Here is a 20,510-nt window from a genome sequence, read left to right as displayed (position 1 = left end):
GCCTTCGTCTGACAGGATCTCCTGCACCAGATTGCGGATGTCCGGCTCGTCGTCAACGAACAGAATATGCGATGCGCTCATGCTGCGTCTCCCTCCAGTTTAGGATGTTGATCAGCGCTCAGCGGTAACAGCCGGATCAGTACGCACGCCCCGCCCTTGCGGGTGTTCTGCGCCCATACCATGCCACCATGCTCCTCAACAATTTTTTTAACGATCGCGAGCCCCAGGCCGTTGCCCTTGATCTTACTCGTTACGTACGGTTCGAATAACCGGTCCAGTAAGGTGGCCGGGAAACCGGGACCATTGTCGGCGACACGCAAATCCAGAAACTGGCTCCCGCCATCCTCGATACAATGGGTGGAAATACGCAACGTGCCCTGCTTGTACCCCTCCAGCGCTTCCAGCGAGTTCTTGATGAGATTATGCAGCAACTGTCGGATCCGCACCGAATCGCCTTTGATCTGTGGCGCGTCCTGCTGAAGATCGAGCTCCAGCCGGGCGCCGACCGGATTGGCCCGATACAGCTCGACCACTTCGAGTATCAGCTTGTTGAAATCCAGCGGCACGATCTGCATCGCTGGTGGTCGCGCGTAATCCCTGAAGGCATTGACCATGGTTTTCATGGATTCGACCTGTTGCACGATGGTATGCGTGGCGCGATCGACAACCTCGGCGTCCTCGCGACCGAGCTGCGGCAAAAGCTTGCGGCGCAGCCGCTCCGCGGACAGCTGGATGGGCGTTAACGGATTTTTAATCTCGTGCGCGAGCCGGCGCGCGACGTCGCCCCATGCCGCATCGCGCTGAGCCTGCACCAGCGCGGTGATGTCGTCGAATACCACCACGTGCCCGCCTGCGAGGTTACCCTCGGCCGGTAGCGGCGCGCCCCGGCATATCAATATCTTGCGGCCATTGGCGGTGAACAGGACCAGCTGCTCCTGCCACTCGCTGCCCACGTTGGAAATGAGCGGGTCCAATATCTCGCAAAAGCGCGCGAGTATCGGGTGCTCACGGCCCAGGTCGGTGAGTCGGCGGCCCTGATACTCGTCCAGACTAAGGCCCAGAATCTGGCTGGCCGCCGCGTTCACCGTGCGAAGTATGTGATCTTCATCGAGGCTCATGACGCCGGAAGACAGATGCTCCAGCAGGGTCTGCAGGTAGGCGCGCTGGTTCTCCACCTGCCGTTGACTGCGGTCCGCCGCGTCGCGCGCCGCCGAAAGGTTTTCAGTCATCTGATTGAATGACTGCACCAGCTGACCCAGATCGTCCTGACTCGCGACCGGTAGTCGCTTGTGATACTGGCCTGCCGCGACGGCCCTGGTGCCCTCCGCCAGTTCGCTGATCGGGGCCATCAGCCGCCGCGACGAATAAAACGCCGCCCAAACCGCAAACAGCAAGCCCAGCAGCAGCACCAGCGACAAGGTGAGCATGAAGCTTTTCTTCAGCGGTTCGCGCAGGTAAACCAGTTCGTTGTACTGGCCGAAAGCACTCTCCACGCTCCCGGCCAGCTGGCCGATGCGGTCGGTCAACGGATACAGCGCCTGCAAAAACCGCGCTTGAGACCCGTTCGGGGAATTTGGCACGGGCACCACCAGACGGATGCGCATGGATTTTTTGTCCGGGTCAAGACCGACGTAGCCTTGCCCCTGACTCACCAGCCTGAGTATGGTATCGCTGGGCAATTGCGGCACGATCGCACTCGATACTTCGCTGCTGGTGGCGATGATGCGGCTGTCGGCGCCGAACAATGTCAGCTCCATCGCACCGCTGTCGCGCAGCAAATCGTGCAGATTCAGCGGCGCGAGCGCATCGGGAACACCAGCCAGGAATTTCGCCATCGGTTCGGTCTGGTGCTTTAGCTGGCGCATCACCAGGTCCAGCGACGACCGACTCAGTTCCAGCGCGTCCTGCAAGGCGTTGTCCACCCGCACGTCGAACCAGCTGTCGATGCCTCGATCCAGCATCCTGATCGAAAACGTGTAAACGATCGCAACCGGCACCATCGCCAGCACGATCGAAATCAGCATCAGGCGCGCCGTCAGGCGAGCACCGGGCTGGTGAGCGAGGACCTGTCGCGTCAGCCGGATCAGGTTCGCGCCAATAAGATAAACCAGCACCACCAGCACGAGCGTATTGAGCAGCACCAGCCACGTGTAGGAGCGTCCGAAGCGTGCCGCGTTTTCGGTGGCGTCGCCCATCAGATACAACGATACAAGCAGGATGGCGAACAGACCCAGCACCGGGATCAGGCTTATGGAAGCGCGTTTCATGACAGCGTCCAGGTGTGCCATCGGGTGCTAAGCTGCCAGGCGCGCGACAGGTAGGCGCTGACGCGAATCGGCAGCGGGAGCTCATTGAGCGCAAGCCGCGCCCGCAGATTTGCCGTGTAGGTGCGGTTGTCATTGAGCAGCGCCGCATCGATCAGCGGCAATTGCCTTAAGGTACCTTGCTGCCGTAGCGCGGAAGGCAAATCGGAAAACGTCTGTTGCAGACCGGTATTGAGGTTTTCGACGACGAACTGACGGCTTAAGGCATGGTAAGTCAGGCGGTGGCTCTGGTTGAGCGCTGCCACGCTCGCGTCCCACCAGTACGAGCGACCACGCAGTACTTCTATCTGCACCTCGAAAACGAGCGAGATGCCATTGAGCAGCGCCTCTCGCACGGGTGCGGTAAGCTCGTAATCGATGTCGGCGTTTAATCGATAAACACCATCCAGAAGCCGGGTGTCAGCGTCCAATATCCGAAATCCGGCTGCTTGTGCGTTAGCGCCGAGAAATCCAGACGCGACCAACACCAACAGAAGCAACAGCGAGGGACTGACGAATCGAAGCCGCGAGTCAGACTGTCGTCCAGCGATTAACATGTCTGTGTGTGCACCGAATGCTCATGCGCGCTACGCGAACCCGAATTGGCGTTGTAATCCCCACGGCCACCTTCGCCTTAACTGGCCCATCGTTATTCCAGCAATGCAAAGTAAAAGCCGTCCATATCGTCGTCACCGGGCAAGGTCATCCGCGACTCGATCAGCCGAGCCGTGTCGTTGGCCTTGTTTGCCATAAATTTCTCAATAACTTGCGCATTTTCCTCGGGCAACAGGGAACAGGTCGCATACAACAGCATACCCCCGTCACTCAACAACGGCCAGAGGGCCTCCAGTAGCGCAATCTGGCGTGATTGTAACGAAAGGATATCGCTGGGTTGCCGCAGCAGCTTGATGTCCGGATGCCGCCGGATTACCCCGGTGCCGGAGCACGGCGCATCCAGCAGGATGCGGTCGAACCGGTTACCGTCCCACCAGTCTTCCGGCCGCGCAGCATCGGCAACAAAGCATGTCGCTCGCCAGTCGCCGCGCGTTAATGTCGATTGCAGCAATCGCGCGCGTTCTGTGTCGATTTCAACTAGGGTAAGGTCGATGTTTCCTCTAAAAAGCTCTAATAAATGAGCCGCCTTCCCGCCCGGCGCCGCGCAGGCATCCAATACCCGCATTCCTTGCTCGCACCGCAACAGCGGTGCTGCGAGTTGCGCCGCCGCATCCTGTACGCTTACGGCGTCGGCCGCAAAATCCGGCAGGCGATGCACGTCTACCGGATGCTCGAGGGTGCATGCGCTAGCTACGGGGCCATGCGCGCGCGCCGGCAGTCCGGCGGCTTCCAGCCTCAGTAGATAGTCATCTCGGCTGACGATGGTGCAGTTGACGCGCAAGGTCATCGGAGGATGCGCGTTAGCCGCGCTGCAGATTCGTTCCCAGTCATTAGGATATGCGCTGCGCATACGCGTTAGCAGCCAAGCTGGATGAGACAAACGGATTTCCGCTTGCCGATCCAGTGTCGCCAGTAATTGCCCACACTCACGCTCGAAGCTACGCAATACCGCGTTGACTACTCCTTTTGCCCAGGGTTTGTTCAGCGCGTCCGCGGCGCGCACGGTCTCGTCGACACTGGCATGCGCGGGCAGGCGCATGTAAATGAGCTGGTACAAGCCGACCTCTAGCAGACATGCGATGTCCAGGTCTTTGGGCTTGAGCGGCCTCGTCAGCAGCCGATCGCGGATCGGGCCAAGCCGCATGTGCCAGCGCGCCACGCCGAAACACAGCTCTTTGAGTAACGCCTGCCGCTCCGGCCCGACCCGGTGGAGTTCGGCCGCGATCGCACGAGACAAGGACTCACGGTCACCGGCGACGCGACGCAAAACGCGCGCCGCCGCCGCGCGCGGCGGCATCGCGTGCCGCGTTTTGAGGGATGTGGTCAACTCACGCGGATTCAACTAAGGAAACTGCATCCCCTCGATGGATTGCGTATTGACAAAGTCGGCGGCGCTGATCGGCCGCCTTCCCGGCAGCTGTACTTTCAGCAAACGCAGAACGCCGTCGCCCGTGGCGACATCGATGCCCTGCCTGGTCGCCGCGATCACATGACCAGGGCGCGCGACGAATTTGCCCAGCAACTCAAGCGCCTGCCAGACCCGCAGCGGCTTGCCGTCATAATGCGTCTGAGCCACCGGCCACGGCGCCAGCGCGCGTACTCGTCGCGACAACGCCGCCGCGTCGTCGCGCCAGTCGATTTCTGCTTCGGATTTTTCGAGCTTGGCCGCATACGTGGCCTCGCGATCGTTTTGCGCCAGGGGCGAGAGCGTGTCAGTTTCTATTTTTTCCAGGGTGGCGAGCAGGGCCCCTGCCCCGAGTTCCGCGAGGCGGTCGTGCAGGGTCTGGGCCGAGTCTTCAGCGGTGATGGGGGTCAGCCACTGCATGAGAATATCACCCGTATCCAGGCCCGGCGCCATCTGCATGATGGTCACGCCCGATTGGTCATCGCCGGCCAGGATCGCGCGTTGCACCGGCGCCGCCCCGCGCCAGCGTGGTAGCAGCGAAGCATGAATATTGATGCAGCCAAACCGCGGCTGGTTCAATATCGCCCTCGGCAATAGCAGACCATATGCTGCCACCACCATGACTTCTGCGGGCAATGTCGCGATGGTCTGCTCGGCATCACGCGTAGCAAGGCTGGCCGGCTGATAAACCGGCAATCCGTGTTGCTCCGCGAAGCGTTTGACGGGGCTTGAGCGGAGCGTACGGCCACGTCCCGCCTGGCGGTCGGGTTGCGTGAATACGGCAACGATCTCGTGGGGCGAACCGACCAGGGCGCGCAGCGCGGGCAGCGCGTATGCCGGCGCGCCCGCGAAAATCAACCGCATGCGCGCTGGTCATGACCGCAGGATAAATTCAGGATGGCTTTCAAAACGAGCCTGAGGCCGAGGACGCCGTGCGGTGATCCGCTGTTATCCCGCATTGAGTTGCCTTAAATTGCGTTTCGCTTACCTTCGGGAATGTCCAGCCCCAGGCGTTTTGCCTTTTCGGATCTTTTCTGCAAGCGCTGGCGCTTTAGCGGCGACAGATAATCGATAATCAGTTTGCCGTTCAGGTGGTCGATTTCGTGCTGAATACAAACCGCCAGCAAACCGTCGGCTGCGATCTCGAAAGGTTCGCCGTCCTGGTTCAGCGCACGCACCACCACGCTTGCCGCGCGCCTGACCGTCTCAAAAACCCCGGGTAGCGACAGACAACCCTCTTCCATCTCTTCCGCGCCCTCTCTGGCGAGAATCTCTGCGTTGATCAGACACATAGGCTGGCCTTTGTCCTCCGATACATCGATGACGACGATTTGCTGCCGGATATTGACCTGAATTGCGGCGAGCCCCACGCCAGGTGCGTTGTACATGGTTTCAAACATGTCACCGACCGTCTGTCGCACTTTATCGTCCACCCGCTCCACCGGCGTCGCAGTGTGACGTAATCGCGGATCGGGGAACTGTAATATGTCAAGCAAGGCCATGGTGATCACCACACATCGTCAGAAGTTACCCACAAGTATCTGTATGTAATTATCAACATAGCAGAAATTGCAACTGCCGGCACGTCCGCGCACAAACGTCAATGATCCACCCCCCACGACCAGGGAACAACCGATGTTGACACGCTTTTTAGCTTACCGCAGTTCAAAGTCGTTGCTTAACGCGCTCACGTTGGTTTCAACGATGGCAGGATGTGCAAATAATCCCGCGCCCCGGCCGGAGGTCGCGGCAAACGCGCCGACTGCCGCCGAGCCACACAACGCCGGCCCGGTGTCTGCGGAAACCCCACCGGCACGGTATTCGGAGCCTTCCGTGGCGCTGAAATCGACGGCTCCCGAAGAATATGTTGTCGTGAAAAGCGATACCCTCTGGGATATTGCCTCGGAATTTCTTGAGCGTCCGTGGTTCTGGCCGGAGATCTGGCGCGTCAACCCTCAGATCGACAACCCGCACCTTATTTATCCTGGTGATGTGCTGACGATCGTCTACATTGATGGACGGCCGTACATTCAGGTCGGCGATGGGCCGCGCATCGGCGGCAGTTCCACGATCAGACTTTCGCCGCGCGTTCGCGTGGAAGCTTTGGCGGACGACCAGAATCGTGTGCCGGTGCAATCGATTCAACAGTTCATTATCCGGCCCCGTGTCGTGAGCAAGGAGCAGCTCGACACGGCGCCCTACATCCTGGGCGCGCAGGATGATCGCCTGATTTACGGTAGCGGCGATCGCGTTTACGTTCGCGGCCCGCAGATTCTTAACAAAAACGAACGGTATAGTCTATTTCGACCAGGGCAAGCCCTGCGCGATCCCGCCACACGCGAATTGCTGGGTTACGAGGCAATACTCATCGCCGACGCCATGGTGATAAAAGGCGGCGATCCCGCGACCGTGATGCTTGAAAACAGTCAGCGGGAGGCGCTTAAGGGCGATCGATTACTGCCAATCAATGAGGAACAGGACCGTGTGTTCTTGCCAAGGGCGCCCGCACGCGCAATCAATGGCGTGATCATCTCGGTATTTGACGCTATTCGCCAGATAGGACAGCATCAGGTCGCGGCGCTGAACATAGGCGCGCGCGACGGCATCGAGAAGGGTCACGTACTGGCCGTTTTTCAGGCCGGGCGCACGGTAGGCGATCCTTTTGCCACAGCGGTGCAAAGCAAGTCGGTCGTATTGCCGGCGGAGAAAGCGGGTGTGATGATGGTTTTCCGAACATTCGAGAAAGTCAGTTATGCGCTGGTTATGGACGCCACACGCCCCATAGAAGTGGGCGACACGGTGCAACCGCCGGAATAGAGACGGCGGCCACGCCACGCCCCGGAATAGTTCCATTGGGCGCCCGACCGGCCACGGTGCACTACAGGTGAGGCCCGACCTGGCCGACTGGCTTACGTTATTGCGCGTGCCCGGCGTCGGGCCCGTCACCTACAAGGCATTGATCCGGGTATTTGGATCGCCCGGTCAGGCGCTGCGAGCGCGGCATTCGGAGTTAAAGCGGTTCGGGTTCACGGAAGAAATTTTCGCCCATTTCAGCAAGCCGAACTTGCATGCGATAGACCAGGATCTGGCATGGTCGGCGCAGCCGCCCCATCATGTTCTGGTTATCGGGGATCCGGAATATCCCAGGCAATTACGCGAAATCCATGGGCCGCCGCCAGTGCTATTCGTCAATGGTGACCCCCATTGCCTAGCAGATCCTCAGATTGCTATCGTTGGCAGCCGGCGACCAACCCCGGCTGGTCGCGACAATGCCCATACATTCGCCGCACATATGGCGAATGCCGGATTGATCGTTACCAGCGGGCTGGCGATCGGCATTGATGGGGCCAGCCACGAAGGTGCGCTTGCAGCCGGCGGGCTGAGCATTGCGGTCGCCGCCACCGGCCTGGATCGCGTTTACCCTGCCAGGCATCGCGAGCTGGCGACACGCATTGCGGCGCGCGGTGCTCTGGTGTCGGAATTTCCGACCGGCGTAGCGCCAAGAGCGGAGCACTTCCCGCGCCGAAATCGATTGATAAGCGGACTGAGTCTGGGCGTGCTGGTCGTGGAGGCGGCACGCCGCAGTGGGTCTCTCATAACCGCCGGCTGCGCGGCTGAACAAGGCCGCGAGGTTTTCGCGATACCAGGCTCGATTCATAATCCTGTCGCGCGAGGCTGCCATCATTTAATACGCCAGGGCGCCAAGCTGGTCGAGTCCGCGTACGACATACTCGAAGAGATTAGAAGCCAGATTGAGCCGTACTCGAGGGCGACTCCGCATACTGAACCGGCGCTCGTAGAACTTGACAAAGAATATCTCGCCCTGCTCGACAGTCTGGGCTACGACCCGATATCCATGGACACGCTCATCGAACGCAGTGGATTGACCGCGGACAAGGTTTCATCCATGCTGATTGCGCTGGAGCTAAAGAGTCTAGTTGCCGCCGAGGGCGGGTTCTACATGCGCCTCAACCCGGGAATTACGGAATGAAAGAATCGGTGCTTGACGTACTCATGTATCTCTTTGAGAGCTATATCGATGATGATAACGAGGTTGAGCTAGACCGGGAGGCGTTGCAGTCCAAACTTCTGGAGGCCGGCTTCCATCATCGCGAAATAGAGAAAGCCTTTGACTGGCTCGAAGGGCTGGCCGGCTGGAAAGATCTGCCGCAGGAAGATCTGCCCGCACCGCGCACCATGCGCGTCTATCACACCAGCGAGGCGCAAAAGCTCGATCGCGAGTGCCGCGGATTCCTGATGTTTCTTGAGCAGACGGGCGTATTGACGGCTACCAGCCGCGAACTGGTAATCGATCGCGTAATGGCGCTGGACGACGAACACCTCGACCTCGAACAACTCAAGTGGATTATTTTGATGGTGCTGTTCAATCTGCCGGGCGAGGAGGCGGCCTACACCTGGCTGGAGGGCATAGTGATGGAGGACACCTCCAGTTACCTGCACTGAGTCCAGAATAGCGGCTCGACCCTCGAGCCGGGGATCGAGGTTACCGCGAACCAGCCAAGGCTCTGTAAGAATTCTCAAGTGTACGTAGCGCAAGGTTGATCGCTTTGGTCTGCCTGGCGCATGATTTCCTGTACTTTCCGTTGTTGGGGAAATGAACAAAAATCTGGTTATCGTGGAATCGCCCGCAAAGGCGAAAACCATCATGAAATACTTAGGCGTCGACTTTACGGTCCTGGCGTCGTACGGGCATGTGCGCGATCTCGTGCCCAAAGAGGGGGCGGTCGACCCCGACCAGGATTTCGCCATGAAGTACGACTTGATCGAAAAGAACGAGCGACATGTCAAGGCAATCGCCAAAGCATTAGCCGGCGCCGATGCTCTGTATCTCGCTACCGATCCGGATCGCGAGGGGGAAGCCATCTCCTGGCACCTTTACGAACTTCTGCGCGAGCGCAAGGCGCTGAAGAAGAAGCCGGTTTACAGAGTCATCTTTCACGAGATTACCCAGCGCGCCATTGAAGAGGCCATCGCGCACCCGCGCAAACTTTCCATCGATCTAATCAACGCGCAACAGGCACGGCGCGCGCTGGATTATCTGGTCGGGTTCAACCTGTCGCCGCTGTTGTGGAAGAAGATCAAGCGCGGCCTGTCGGCGGGAAGAGTCCAAAGCCCGGCGTTGCGCATGATCTGCGAGCGTGAAGAGGAAATCGAAAAGTTCGAAGTTCGCGAGTACTGGACCTTGGAAGCGGATGCCAGCAAGAAGGGCGAGCCTTTCAGTTCGAGACTCAGTGTGTATCACGGCAAGAAATTCGAACAGTTCGATATAACCAACGAGCAGGACGCCGCAGCCGCAAAGGAGACGCTGCTGAATGCCGCCAAGGCTAAGCTGCGCGTCATAAAGATCGACAAAAAGCAGCGCCGCCGTAACCCGGCCGCGCCGTTTACCACTTCGACGTTGCAGCAGGAAGCGGTGCGCAAGCTTGGATTTACCGCGCAACGCACCATGCGCGTGGCCCAGCAGCTTTACGAGGGCATCGATCTCGGCTCCGGGCCGGTCGGCCTGATTTCATACATGCGCACCGACTCGGTCACACTCGCCAACGAGGCGTTAGGCGAACTGCGCGAACTGATCGCCAAACGCTACGGTAAGGCGAAGTTGCCCGATGCGCCGCGCCAGTACAAAAACAAATCAAAAAATGCGCAGGAAGCGCACGAGGCGATCCGGCCTACTTCAGCCTGGCGCATACCGGATGAACTGAAGTCTTATCTAAAGTCCGATCAGGTCAAGCTTTACGATCTGATCTGGAAGCGCACAGTCGCCTGCCAGATGGTTCCCGCGCTGCTCGATACCGTCGCTGTGGATCTGTCCTGTGGGGAGGACCACCGTTTTCGCGCCACCGGCTCGTCAGTGAAAGATCCGGGCTTCATGCTCGTCTATCGCGAGGGTACCGACGATGCAAAAGTGGAAAGCGATGAACGCTTGTTGCCGGAGCTCGACGAGGGCGAAATCGTTGACCTGCTTGGCATCCGACCGGAACAGCATTTAACCGAACCGCCACCGCGCTACACTGAGGCGACTCTGGTTAAAACCCTGGAAGAGTACGGCATCGGGCGCCCGTCAACGTACGCCAGCATCATCTCGACCTTGCAGAATCGCGAGTATGCGGAGCTTGTTGAACGGCGCTTTCACCCGAGCGATATCGGTCGGGTGGTCAACAAATTCCTGACCCTGCATTTCACGCAATACGTTGACTACGACTTTACCGCTCGCCTGGAGGACGAGCTGGACGAGATCTCGCGTGGCGAAAAAGAGTGGGTGCCCGTCATGCGCGAGTTCTGGGGGCCGTTCAAGGCGCTGGTCGATGACAAGGAAACGAACGTGTCGCGCGAGCAGGCCGTGCAGTCCCGCGAGATCGGCAAAGATCCTGAAAGCGGCCGCCCGGTGACCGTACGTATGGGTCGCTATGGGCCCTTTGTCCAGATCGGCACCAAGGATGACGAGGAAAAGCCGCGCTTCGCGGGCCTGCGCCCCGGCCAGAATATGGATGGTGTGACCTTGGACGAGGCGTTGCCGTTGTTCAAGCTGCCGCGCAATCTTGGCGAGACCGCCGACGGACAAGCCGTGCAGGCAAGCATCGGACGCTTCGGGCCTTACGTGAAATTTGGCAACAAGTTCGTTTCCCTGAAGGATGATGATCCGTACACGATCGATCTCGACCGGGCGCTGGTGCTGATCGCGGAAAAGAGGGAGCTGGACGCCAATCGCATCATCCAGGAATTCAGCGACACAGAAATTCGCGTGCTTAACGGTCGTTACGGGCCCTACGTGACCAACGGCAGCAAGAACGCCAGAATCCCCAAGGACAAGGAGCCTGCCAAGCTGAGCCTGCAGGAATGCGAACAGTTGATCGAGCAGGCGCCCGCCAAGAAAGCGCGCCGCCGCGCGCCGCCCAAACGCAGCGCGAGCGGCTGACGCATCGCCGTTAGTCGGGCAAAGCGCTTGCGTGACGAACGACCCGCTGACTGAAGCAATCGAACGCGCAGCGGAGATTGTTCGCGCAGGCGGGCTTGTCGCCTATCCGACGGAAGCGGTGTTCGGCCTGGGTTGCGATCCGACCCTTGATGCCACAGTCGAGAGGTTGCTGCATCTCAAACGAAGGCCGCGCGATAAAGGTTTGATATTGATTGCTGCGGCGTTCAATCAGCTCGATCCGTTCCTAGACACGCTCACACCCGCGCAAATGCAAAGAGTCAATCAAACCTGGCCGGGGCCGGTAACCTGGTTAATACCGGCGTCGCGTGACGCGTCGCCTCTGTTGCGCGGAAATCACGATACTCTGGCTGTTCGGATCACCGCGCATCCTGTCGCCGCTGAATTGTGCCGCCTGGCCGGCGGCGCGCTCGTCTCCACCAGCGCCAACATTGGCGGCGAACTGCCTGCTACGAACGCCGTGGAAGTCAGACAAATCTTCGGCGACAAGCTCGACTTTGTGCTCGAGGCGCCGGTTGGAGACAATGCTGGGCCCACCGAGATCCGCGACGTCATTACCGGCAGAGTTATTCGCGCAGGCTGATGCCAATCAAAGACGGCGCCGCGCAACCCGATCCGCACGCGGTCGAGAACTATCTGCTGTCGCTGCAGGTTCGCATGTGCGCCGCGTTCGAACATGAGGAAATTAAACGCCGCTTCGTCGAAGATACCTGGACGCGCGAGGCTGGCGGCGGGGGCCGGACCCGCGTGCTCTCCGGGGGGCGCGTGTTCGAACAGGCTGGTACGGCGTTTTCCCACGTGCGCGTTGAAAAACTGCCGCCGGCGGCGACCGAGCACCGGCCGGAACTGGTCGGTCGCGACTTTCAGGCCATGGGGATCTCGGTGGTCGTGCATCCGCGCAATCCGTACGTCCCCACCGCGCATGCCAACGTGCGCTTTTTTATTGCCAGTAAACCAGGTGCCGAGCCGGTGTGGTGGTTCGGTGGGGGCTTCGACCTGACACCTTATTATGGCTTTGAAGAGGATGCGGTTCACTGGCATACAACGGCGCGCCAAGCCTGTAAGCCTTATGGACAGGCGGTCTATCCGCGCTATAAAAACTGGGCCGATGAATATTTTTATCTGAAGCACCGAAACGAGTCGCGCGGCATCGGCGGCCTGTTTTTTGACGACCTGAACGAATGGGGTTTCGACACCTGCTTTGCGTTCCTGCGCAGCGTAGGCGATCATTTTTTACCGGCCTACCTGCCTATCGTTCAGCGCCGCAAGGATTCGAGCTTCGGACGTGGCGAGCGCGAGTTCCAGCTGTACCGGCGCGGGCGTTATGTCGAATTCAATCTGGTTTACGATCGCGGCACGCTGTTCGGTCTGCAATCCGGCGGACGTACCGAGTCGATTTTGATGTCACTGCCGCCGCGCGTGCTATGGAAATACAACTGGCAGCCCGCGCCCGACAGCCCGGAAGCGCGCCTGTACGAGGAATTTCTCCGCCCCAGGGAGTGGTTGCGCTGACTGTTGCATCACCATGAGATAGCACGCATTTAATATCCAGGCAGCCCCCGCGCGGGCGCGCTGCCTGGATTAACAAGACGTTGCCGCGATCTACATGCTTTCGCCGGACTTACCCTCGCCACACTTACCCTCGCCGCACTTGCCTTCGCCCTTTTTATCTTCGCCGCATTTGCCTTCGCCTTTCTTGCCCTCGCCGCATTTTCCTTCGCCGCATTTACCTTCCTTGTGATGATCCGCCACCATGTAGCCGCTGGAGAGTGTGCTCATGCCAAACGGGTTCTGGTCGGCCTGCACGTAGGAAACGGCCGCAAGAGACGCAACTACCGCGGAACCGATCGCGGCAGCCAGGGGTTTCATCGTCGATTCCTTGCTCATGTTCTAGCTCCTAAGAAGTGGGTTGGTGTCGGGCATAATATCTTACATCCTTAGATTACGGCGAACGAGGGTGTCTGGATGCGTCGTCCGCGGCTCGAAACCATTGTCGATGTTCGCTATTCTTGGAGTACCTTTCCGTTCTGGATACTTCGGACGCGCGTGAAATGCGCCCATACAGCCGCCACAGGAAGCAGTCATGTCAATTTATACCGGCGATTATCCGATAACCCGTCCGCGCCGGATGCGCAAGCACGCCTTCAGCCGCCGCCTGATGCGCGAGCACCGGCTTACAGTGGACGATCTTATTTATCCGCTGTTCGTTATAGATGGCGATGGCCGACAGACAATTCCCTCCATGCCTGACGTGGAGCGCGTAAGCGTGGCCGAATTACTCCGAGAGGCCGAAGCGCTGCTAAACCTCGGCGTTCCCGCCATCGCGCTATTCCCGGTGGCCCCGGCGGACAAGAAATCCGCGGATGCCGCCGAAGCCTACAATGCCGAGGGCTTACTGCAAAGGGCGGTGCGCGCGGTGAAGCAGGCATTCCCGGAGCTTGGCGTAATCACCGACGTCGCGCTGGATCCGTTCACCACGCATGGTCAGGACGGGCTGCAGGACGAATCCGGCTACGTCGCCAATGACGAAACGGTGGATGTGCTGATTCGTCAGGCGCTGTCACACGCCGAGGCCGGCGCCGACGTGGTCGCGCCGTCGGACATGATGGACGGGCGCATCGGTGCGATCCGCGAAGCGCTGGAGGCCGACCGCCACAGCAGCGTCCGCATTCTGGCCTACAGCGCAAAATACGCCTCCAGCTTTTACGCGCCGTTTCGCGACGCGGTCGGTTCGGCGGAAAGTCTAAGCGGCGGCGACAAATACAGCTATCAGATGGACCCCGCCAATTCGAACGAGGCGCTGCGCGAGGTGCTGCTGGATATTCATGAGGGCGCGGACATGGTCATGGTCAAGCCGGGTCTGCCGTATCTGGACATCGTGCGCCGCGTAAAAGAAGAATTCAAAATGCCGACGTTCGTGTATCAGGTCAGCGGCGAGTACGCCATGCTGAAAGCCGCGGCGCAAAACGGCTGGCTGGACGAGCGCGACTGCGTGCTCGAATCGCTGGTGTCGATGAAACGCGCCGGCGCGGACGCGATTCTTACCTATTACGCGAAACAGGCGGCGCAGTGGCTAGAGTCGTAGGCGCGAGTTTATTCGCGAAAAGCCGCTCAAGTTTGAAAGCGCTCCTACATTCACGCGGTCGGTAAGCATCAATGGACCGCTACGCCGTCATGGGCAACCCGATCGCCCACAGTCTCTCGCCGCGGATACATAGAATCTTCGCCGAACATACCGGGCAGACGCTGAGTTACGAGGCGCTGCTCGCGCCAATCGATGGTTTCGCTGAAGCGGTCGCCGCATTCAGGAACGCGGGCGGCAAAGGCTTGAATATTACTCTGCCGTTCAAGCGCGAGGCGTGGGTGCTTACAGACGAACGTACGCCGCGCGCGCAACGCGCCGGCGCGGTAAACACCATCGTCATTCACGAAGACGGCCGTCTAACCGGTGATAACACGGACGGCGCCGGGCTACTGTGCGATCTGACGATCAACAACGGCATTCGTATCGAAGATAACGCAGTCCTGGTGATCGGCGCGGGCGGTGCGGTACGCGGCATCTTAGAGCCGCTGTTGGCCGCCGGGCCGAGATCTGTTGTAATCGCCAATCGTACCGCCGACCGCGCCCGGCAACTGGCACGCGACTTCGGCGATCTCGGCCACGTTGAGGGCCGCGGCCTGGCCGAACTGCGCGGCAAGCAATTCGACCTCATCATCAACGGCACAGCGGCCGGCGTGCACGGCGAAGTACCATTGATCTCTGATGATTGCCTGCAACGAGGTGGGTGCTGCTACGACATGTTCTATGGCCGCGAACCCACTCCGTTCGTGCGCTGGGGCGTGCAACACGGCGCGTTAAAGTCAATCGACGGTCTCGGCATGCTGGTCGAGCAGGCCGCCGAGTCATTCGCTTTGTGGCGCGACGTACGGCCAAAAACTCCCGAGGTTATCGCCGCACTGGCGTCGTCGCGTACTGTGTGATTATACTTTGCCGCGCGATTCCTGACGTTTACCGCATCGTCACCAGTTCCTCCGCGCTGGTGGGATGGATGGCCACCGTGTCGTCAAAGTCGCGCTTGGTGGCGCCCATGCGGATCGCCACCGCGAAGCCTTGCAGCATCTCGTCCGCGCCGGGACCGATGACGTGGCAGCCGACAACTTTTTCGTCTACGCCGACGGTCACCAGCTTCATCTGAGTCTTCAGCCTGTGTTCGGTCAGCGCCTCGTATATGGACGTGAAGCGCGTCTGATAAACCTTTACCGCCGCGCCGTGCGTGGCGCGCGCCTCGTCTTCGGTGAGCCCCACCGCGCCGATCGGCGGATGACTGAAGATCACGGAGGGAATGTTTTCGTAGTCGAGGCAGCGCTCGGCCTGCCCCCCGAACAGGCGATCCGCCAGCCGCCGGCCCGCGGCCACTGCCACCGGCGTAAGCGGTACGCGGCCAGTGATGTCGCCGATCGCGTAAACACCCGGCTCGCTAGTGTTTTGATAGCCGTCCGTGGGCACGAACCCCTCGTCGTTGGTCTGTATACCGGCGGCGGCGAGATCTAGCTCCGCGGCTTTCGGCGCGCGGCCGATCGCCCACAGCACGGCATCGAAATCCAGCGTCGCCTGGCATTGGTCGCACATCAGCCTGAGTTTTCCATCACGCTGCTTGTCAACAGCCTCAATCCGAGAGTGCGGAAAGATATTGATGCCGTCGTTCCGCATCGTCTCTATCAGCGCCTCGCGCAGCATGCTGTCGAATCGCCGCAACAAATGTTCCTTACGCAAATAAAGACAGACCTGACTGCCGAGCGCATTGAGCATGCCGGCCAGTTCAACGGCGATGTAACCGGCGCCGACCACGGCTACGCGGTCGGGCGGTTGCGTGAGCTCGAAAAAACCGTCCGAGGTGATGCCGAATTCCGAACCCGGAATATCCGGCACAACAGGGGAGCCGCCGGTGGCGATGACGATATGGTCGGCGCGGTAATGTTCGCCAGCGACCTCCACGGTATGCGCGTCAACGAAACGCGCGCGCGCCTGGACCCAGTTGACCTTATTGTCCGCGAGATAAGTGCAATACCAGTCGTTTAGTTTGCGGATGAAGGCTTCACGCCTCGTAACCAGCGTCTCCCAGTCGAAACTGTTGCGCGTGACATCGAAGCCGTAATTGGCGAAGTCGCCCAGGACGTGCGATAACGCGGAGGCGTACCACATGATTTTTTTCGGCACGCACCCGCGGTTCACGCAGGTGCCGCCAAGTCGATCGGGCTCGATCAGCGCACAACGCGCGCCATGACTCGCCGCGCGTTGCGCTACGGACAGGCCGCCGCTGCCGCCACCGATGGCGATAAGGTCGTAGTGTTTTGGCATAATTCACCGAGACGATAGTCGGTTTAGTTTCTTTAACGTGTGCAAGGTTCGATCACATCTGTCGCGGAAGCGATTGTCAGATCCGTTGACTGATCCGTTTATCGAAGCAGAACCTTGGTTCCGGCACGCAGGCTGAACCCATAAATGGGTAAACACGCCGCCATCAGCCCGAGTACGATTGCGAACAAGCTCTGGCAGTACGCGCTTCTGATACGCCTGAACCGGCCGATCGGGATGTTGCTGCTGCTGTGGCCGATGTTGTGGGCATTGTGGATCGCGGCCGATGGCTCGCCTGACGCGCGTGTGCTGTGGATCATGATCGCGGGTGTGGTCCTCATGCGCTCGGCGGGATGTGCGATCAACGACTTCGCTGACCGAGACCTCGATCCGCACGTCGAGCGCACGCGCGACCGCCCGCTTGCACGCGGCACGATTTCACCTGGCGAGGCGCTGGGCGTCTTCATCGTGTTGATCCTGGTCGCGTTCGGGCTGGTCTGCCTTACGAATCTACTCACCGTACTGCTGTCCGTGGCGGGTGCGGTATTGGCCGCCAGTTACCCATTCATGAAGCGTATCCATTATCTGCCGCAAGTGCATCTTGGCGCAGCGTTCGGCTGGGCAGTGCCGATGGCTTTCACCACCCAGACCGGCGCGTGGCCGCCTCCGGTCGCATGGCTGGTCTTCATAGCTGCGGTGCTGTGGGCAAGCGTGTACGACACCATGTACGCGATGGCCGATCGCGATGACGATCTCAAGGTCGGGGTAAAGTCCACCGCGATTCTGTTCGGCGACGCGGACCGCGCGATCATCGGCACAATTCAGCTCCTATTGATGCTGGATCTGATCCTGATCGGTCGCCAGGCCGGGCTGGGTTTTTATTATTCTCTAGGTCTGTGCGGGGCGGCGGGATTTGCGCTCTATCAGCAGGTGCTGATTGCCGGTCGCGAACGTGCACGCTGTTTTCGCGCTTTCCTCAACAACAACTGGTTCGGTCTGGCTGTGTTCGCCGGCATCGCTGTGGACTATCAGCTCCGCTAGACCACGCGCGCGATGCTCCACACCTCGATGCGCTCCGCGCACACGCGGCGTAAGGACCGCGCCAGTTCATCGACGGTCGCGCCGGTGGTGACCACATCGTCCAGAATAGCCACGTGACACGCCCTGAAATCCGTCGCGATCTTAAAGGCGCCTCGGACGTTACTGCGCCGCGCCTTCGCCGGCAAGTCAGTTTGCGTATCAGTGTGCCTGATCCGCCGCGCAGACTTGAAATCTACAGGCACCCGCAAGCGTCGCCCGACATGGCGCGCGAGCTCCAGCGCCTGATTGAACCCGCGCTCCCGGATTCGGCGCGGATGCAGCGGAACCGGCACGATGCACCCTGGCGGCACACCCGATCTCGCGGACAGGTGCTTAGCCAGCAGCTGCCCGAGCAGCCGTGCGTGCGAGAGACGGCCGTGGAACTTGAGCTGGTGGATCAGATGATTCACCGGCGGCTGATATTGAAACAGAGCAGTCACCGCATCGAACGCGGGCGGCTTTTTCTGGCACGTGCCGCAAACCGTTACATCCGACGATGTAACCGGCAACCCGCAGCGCGCGCAGGCTAATCCCAGACGTGGCAGCTCGTCCTCGCAGGCGGCGCACAGATCGAGGTCGTCATGCCCCCGCGCCTCGCACAACACGCAGGTCGGCGGGTACACGAATGCGCGCAAATCGCGCGTCCATCCAAAATCCATCGAAGCCCCTTAAGTTGACAGCGTTATGGCGCGGGCTAGACTGACCTTGCTTGCCGCGACTTCAACGCGCAAAACAGCGCCTTTACGTTAGATTCCAGGGGTTATAATGAGTCAGCAAATGTCCATTGAGATGGCGCCCGGTCGATTTCCTGTTCGCCACGACTGGCGTGTCGATGAAATCGAGGCGTGGCTTGCGCGCCCCTTCAATGACCTGTTGTTCACGGCGCACTCTATGCATCGCGAGCATCACGACCCCAACACCATCCAAATCAGCACCCTGCTGTCGATCAAGACCGGCGCCTGCCCGGAAGACTGCGGCTATTGTCCGCAAAGCGCACGCTACGATACCGCGCTTGAACGCGAACCCCTGCTGCCGCTGAACGACGTTGTCAGAAGCGCGAAAGCGGCCAAGGCCGGTGGCGCGTCGCGCTTCTGCATGGGCGCGGCGTGGCGCAATCCAACCGACAAGCAACTTGACAAGGTGATCGAGATGGTTCGCGCGGTCAAGGCGCTGGGACTGGAAACATGCGTCACCTTAGGCATGCTGACCGCCGTCCAAGCGCGGCGCCTGCACGCGGTCGGCCTGGAATTCTATAATCACAATCTGGACACATCGCCGGAATTCTACGGCACTATCATCAGCACGCGCGTTTATCAGGACCGGCTGGACACCCTGGCGCACGTGCGGGACGCGGGCATCAGCGTCTGCAGCGGCGGCATTCTGGGTATGGGCGAATCGCGCCGCGATCGCGCACGCCTGCTGCAACAACTCGCCAATCTGCCGCAACATCCTGAGTCGGTGCCGATCAATCTGCTGGTGCGGGTCGAAGGCACACCGCTTTTTGATGCCGCCAGCTTTGATCCGCTGGAATTCGTGCGCACCATTGCGACCGCGCGGATTTTAATGCCGAAGTCCATGGTGCGGCTGTCCGCCGGGCGCACGAGCATGAGCGACGAGCACCAGGCGCTATGTTTCTTCGCGGGCGCCAATTCAATTTTTTACGGCGAAAGATTGCTTACTACCGCGAATCCGCAAACCGATAGCGATGCACGATTGTTCGCACGCCTGGGCCTAGAACGGTTGAACGCCGGTACTGCGCTACCCGCGAACGCCCCGACTGCTACACAATAAGGGTCTAAAGCGTCTGCCACGATGAAGCTGTCCAACGAAGATCTTGAAAATTTAAGGGACGCCAGAGCGTTGCTGGAGCACCCGAGTCTCGCCGCCAGAATCGCGAACGCACTGGGCACGCCGATCGAAAAGGGGCTTAGATTATTGCCCGCGTCCGCCTCGGAGATAATTAACCATTCGACGCGCGCGGCGCTCGAAAAAGCGTTGCAGTTGGCGGTCACGAGCCTGGATCGGCGCGCATTGCGCCCGCCGTCCAACCTGTTTCACAAGCTCGTCGTGGCGGGCACCGGCGCGGGTGGTGGCGCGTTCGGACTCGCGGGCCTGCCGGTGGAACTGCCGATTTCGACGATGGTGATGCTGCGCTCGATCGCGGACGTCGCGCGAAGTGAAGGCGAACTGATCGCGACACCGGCAGCGAAGCTCGCGTGCGTGGAGGTTTTCGCCTTGGGCGGCCGCGCGACTTCTGACGACGCCACCGAGACCGGCTATTTCGCGGTGCGCGCCGCGTTGCAGCAGGTATTGGCTGAGGCGGCCCAGCACATCGCGCAAAAAGGCGTCGCCCAACGGGGCGCGCCCGCGCTGGTGCGGGTGATCGCACAAATCGCTTCGCGCTTCGGCATCGTCGTCTCGGAAAAAGTCGCCGCGCAGGCCATCCCTGTCATCGGCGCCGCCGGCGGCGCATTCATCAACGTGCTGTTTATCGACCACTATCAGGACATCGCGCGCGGACATTTCGTAATCCGGCGCCTGGAGCGGAAATACGGTGGTGACCTGGTGAAAGCCGCTTACGATAGTCTGTAGGATGGGGATCGGCGATCGGCCTGGCTGCATTTGTACGAACGATGCGACCTACGACAGCAGAGCTAGAACAAGATCGTTGAAAGATTTGAGACCCTTACTTGAGCTACGCCATGCGACTGGGCTTTATCGAGCGCGGCGCATCGCCGAAGGGCCACAATGCCCGGAGCAGGTCATCGACGGCAGGCGCATGGTCTCGTTCTGCAG

Annotated in this window: 19 protein-coding genes; 11 read left to right on the top strand and 8 right to left on the bottom strand. The window is 60.2% G+C overall.

The genetic code is table 11. The features are described from left to right. Window positions 1-77: 77 nt before the first annotated feature. The 5 genes from H0V34_13235 to def form a co-directional block, all read right to left on the bottom strand. Window positions 78-2,279, bottom strand: coding sequence for a HAMP domain-containing protein (locus tag H0V34_13235; protein ID MBA2492609.1), 2,202 nt, complete (start codon window positions 2,277-2,279; stop codon window positions 78-80). Then, the gene (locus tag H0V34_13230) at window positions 2,264-2,860 is read right to left on the bottom strand and encodes a DUF4390 domain-containing protein (protein ID MBA2492608.1); all 597 of its coding nucleotides are present in this window, start codon (window positions 2,858-2,860) and stop codon (window positions 2,264-2,266) included. Before H0V34_13230 ends, H0V34_13235 begins: the two co-directional genes overlap by 16 nt. Before the next feature lie 92 nt (window positions 2,861-2,952). After that, entirely contained in the window at window positions 2,953-4,215 is a 1,263-nt protein-coding gene (rsmB, locus tag H0V34_13225; protein ID MBA2492607.1) for a 16S rRNA (cytosine(967)-C(5))-methyltransferase RsmB, read from the bottom strand. A 45-nt stretch (window positions 4,216-4,260) separates the two neighbouring features. Next, window positions 4,261-5,187, bottom strand: a complete 927-nt coding sequence (locus H0V34_13220; protein ID MBA2492606.1) for a methionyl-tRNA formyltransferase — start codon at window positions 5,185-5,187, stop codon at window positions 4,261-4,263. 104 nt (window positions 5,188-5,291) lie between these two features. Next, the gene (def, locus tag H0V34_13215) at window positions 5,292-5,825 is read right to left on the bottom strand and encodes a peptide deformylase (protein MBA2492605.1); all 534 of its coding nucleotides are present in this window, start codon (window positions 5,823-5,825) and stop codon (window positions 5,292-5,294) included. Between the two features lie 202 nt (window positions 5,826-6,027). On the opposite strand from def, the gene H0V34_13210 reads away from it, so the two are divergent. The 6 genes from H0V34_13210 to hemF all read left to right on the top strand — a co-directional run bounded on the left by H0V34_13210 (window position 6,028) and on the right by hemF (window position 12,790). Next, entirely contained in the window at window positions 6,028-7,140 is a 1,113-nt protein-coding gene (locus tag H0V34_13210; protein MBA2492604.1) for a LysM peptidoglycan-binding domain-containing protein, read from the top strand. A gap of 67 nt (window positions 7,141-7,207) precedes the next feature. Then, window positions 7,208-8,314, top strand: coding sequence for a DNA-protecting protein DprA (gene dprA / locus H0V34_13205; protein MBA2492603.1), 1,107 nt, complete (start codon window positions 7,208-7,210; stop codon window positions 8,312-8,314). Further along, the gene (locus H0V34_13200) at window positions 8,311-8,787 is read left to right on the top strand and encodes a DUF494 domain-containing protein (protein MBA2492602.1); all 477 of its coding nucleotides are present in this window, start codon (window positions 8,311-8,313) and stop codon (window positions 8,785-8,787) included. Before dprA ends, H0V34_13200 begins: the two co-directional genes overlap by 4 nt. A 151-nt stretch (window positions 8,788-8,938) precedes the next feature. Beyond that, a complete protein-coding gene (locus H0V34_13195) occupies window positions 8,939-11,260 on the top strand; it encodes a DNA topoisomerase I (GenBank protein MBA2492601.1) in 2,322 nt (773 codons plus the stop codon). 58 nt (window positions 11,261-11,318) lie between these two features. Beyond that, window positions 11,319-11,861: a Sua5/YciO/YrdC/YwlC family protein gene (locus H0V34_13190; protein ID MBA2492600.1), complete on the top strand. Its 543-nt coding sequence runs from the start codon at window positions 11,319-11,321 to the stop codon at window positions 11,859-11,861. Further along, on the top strand, window positions 11,861-12,790 hold the full coding sequence (gene hemF / locus H0V34_13185; GenBank protein ID MBA2492599.1) for an oxygen-dependent coproporphyrinogen oxidase: 930 nt from the start codon (window positions 11,861-11,863) through the stop codon (window positions 12,788-12,790). Before H0V34_13190 ends, hemF begins: the two co-directional genes overlap by 1 nt. 90 nt (window positions 12,791-12,880) lie before the next feature. Here hemF and H0V34_13180 read toward each other — a convergent pair whose 3' ends face one another. Further along, complete coding sequence (locus tag H0V34_13180; GenBank protein ID MBA2492598.1) at window positions 12,881-13,165, bottom strand: hypothetical protein; 285 nt, start codon at window positions 13,163-13,165, stop codon at window positions 12,881-12,883. A 196-nt stretch (window positions 13,166-13,361) separates the two neighbouring features. On the opposite strand from H0V34_13180, the gene hemB reads away from it, so the two are divergent. After that, window positions 13,362-14,363 carry a porphobilinogen synthase gene (gene hemB, locus H0V34_13175; protein ID MBA2492597.1) on the top strand — a complete coding sequence of 334 codons (1,002 nt, stop codon included), beginning with the start codon at window positions 13,362-13,364 and terminating at the stop codon, window positions 14,361-14,363. 71 nt (window positions 14,364-14,434) lie between these two features. Then, a complete protein-coding gene (gene aroE / locus H0V34_13170; protein ID MBA2492596.1) occupies window positions 14,435-15,259 on the top strand; it encodes a shikimate dehydrogenase in 825 nt (274 codons plus the stop codon). Window positions 15,260-15,287: 28 nt separating this feature from the next. Here the strand turns inward: aroE and gorA are convergent, their stop codons facing one another. After that, window positions 15,288-16,637 carry a glutathione-disulfide reductase gene (gene gorA, locus H0V34_13165; protein ID MBA2492595.1) on the bottom strand — a complete coding sequence of 450 codons (1,350 nt, stop codon included), beginning with the start codon at window positions 16,635-16,637 and terminating at the stop codon, window positions 15,288-15,290. 144 nt (window positions 16,638-16,781) lie between these two features. Here gorA and ubiA point away from each other — a divergent pair, with 144 nt between their 5' ends. Continuing rightward, entirely contained in the window at window positions 16,782-17,675 is an 894-nt protein-coding gene (gene ubiA, locus H0V34_13160; protein ID MBA2492594.1) for a 4-hydroxybenzoate octaprenyltransferase, read from the top strand. Here ubiA and H0V34_13155 read toward each other — a convergent pair. Then, window positions 17,672-18,373 (bottom strand): ComF family protein, encoded by a 702-nt coding sequence (locus H0V34_13155; GenBank protein MBA2492593.1) that lies wholly within the window; start codon window positions 18,371-18,373, stop codon window positions 17,672-17,674. The genes ubiA and H0V34_13155 overlap by 4 nt on opposite strands. Window positions 18,374-18,503: 130 nt before the next feature. Here H0V34_13155 and bioB point away from each other — a divergent pair, with 130 nt between their 5' ends. Both bioB and H0V34_13145 read left to right on the top strand, forming a co-directional pair. Then, complete coding sequence (gene bioB / locus H0V34_13150) at window positions 18,504-19,505, top strand: biotin synthase BioB (GenBank protein ID MBA2492592.1); 1,002 nt, start codon at window positions 18,504-18,506, stop codon at window positions 19,503-19,505. 21 nt (window positions 19,506-19,526) lie between these two features. Continuing rightward, window positions 19,527-20,306 carry an EcsC family protein gene (locus tag H0V34_13145; protein ID MBA2492591.1) on the top strand — a complete coding sequence of 260 codons (780 nt, stop codon included), beginning with the start codon at window positions 19,527-19,529 and terminating at the stop codon, window positions 20,304-20,306. The last annotated feature ends 204 nt before the right edge of the window (window positions 20,307-20,510 follow it).

The sequence above is a fragment of the Gammaproteobacteria bacterium genome (assembly GCA_013696315.1).
Taxonomy (GTDB): Bacteria; Pseudomonadota; Gammaproteobacteria; order JACCYU01; family JACCYU01; genus JACCYU01.
This window is presented reverse-complemented; position numbering and strand designations above follow the sequence as displayed.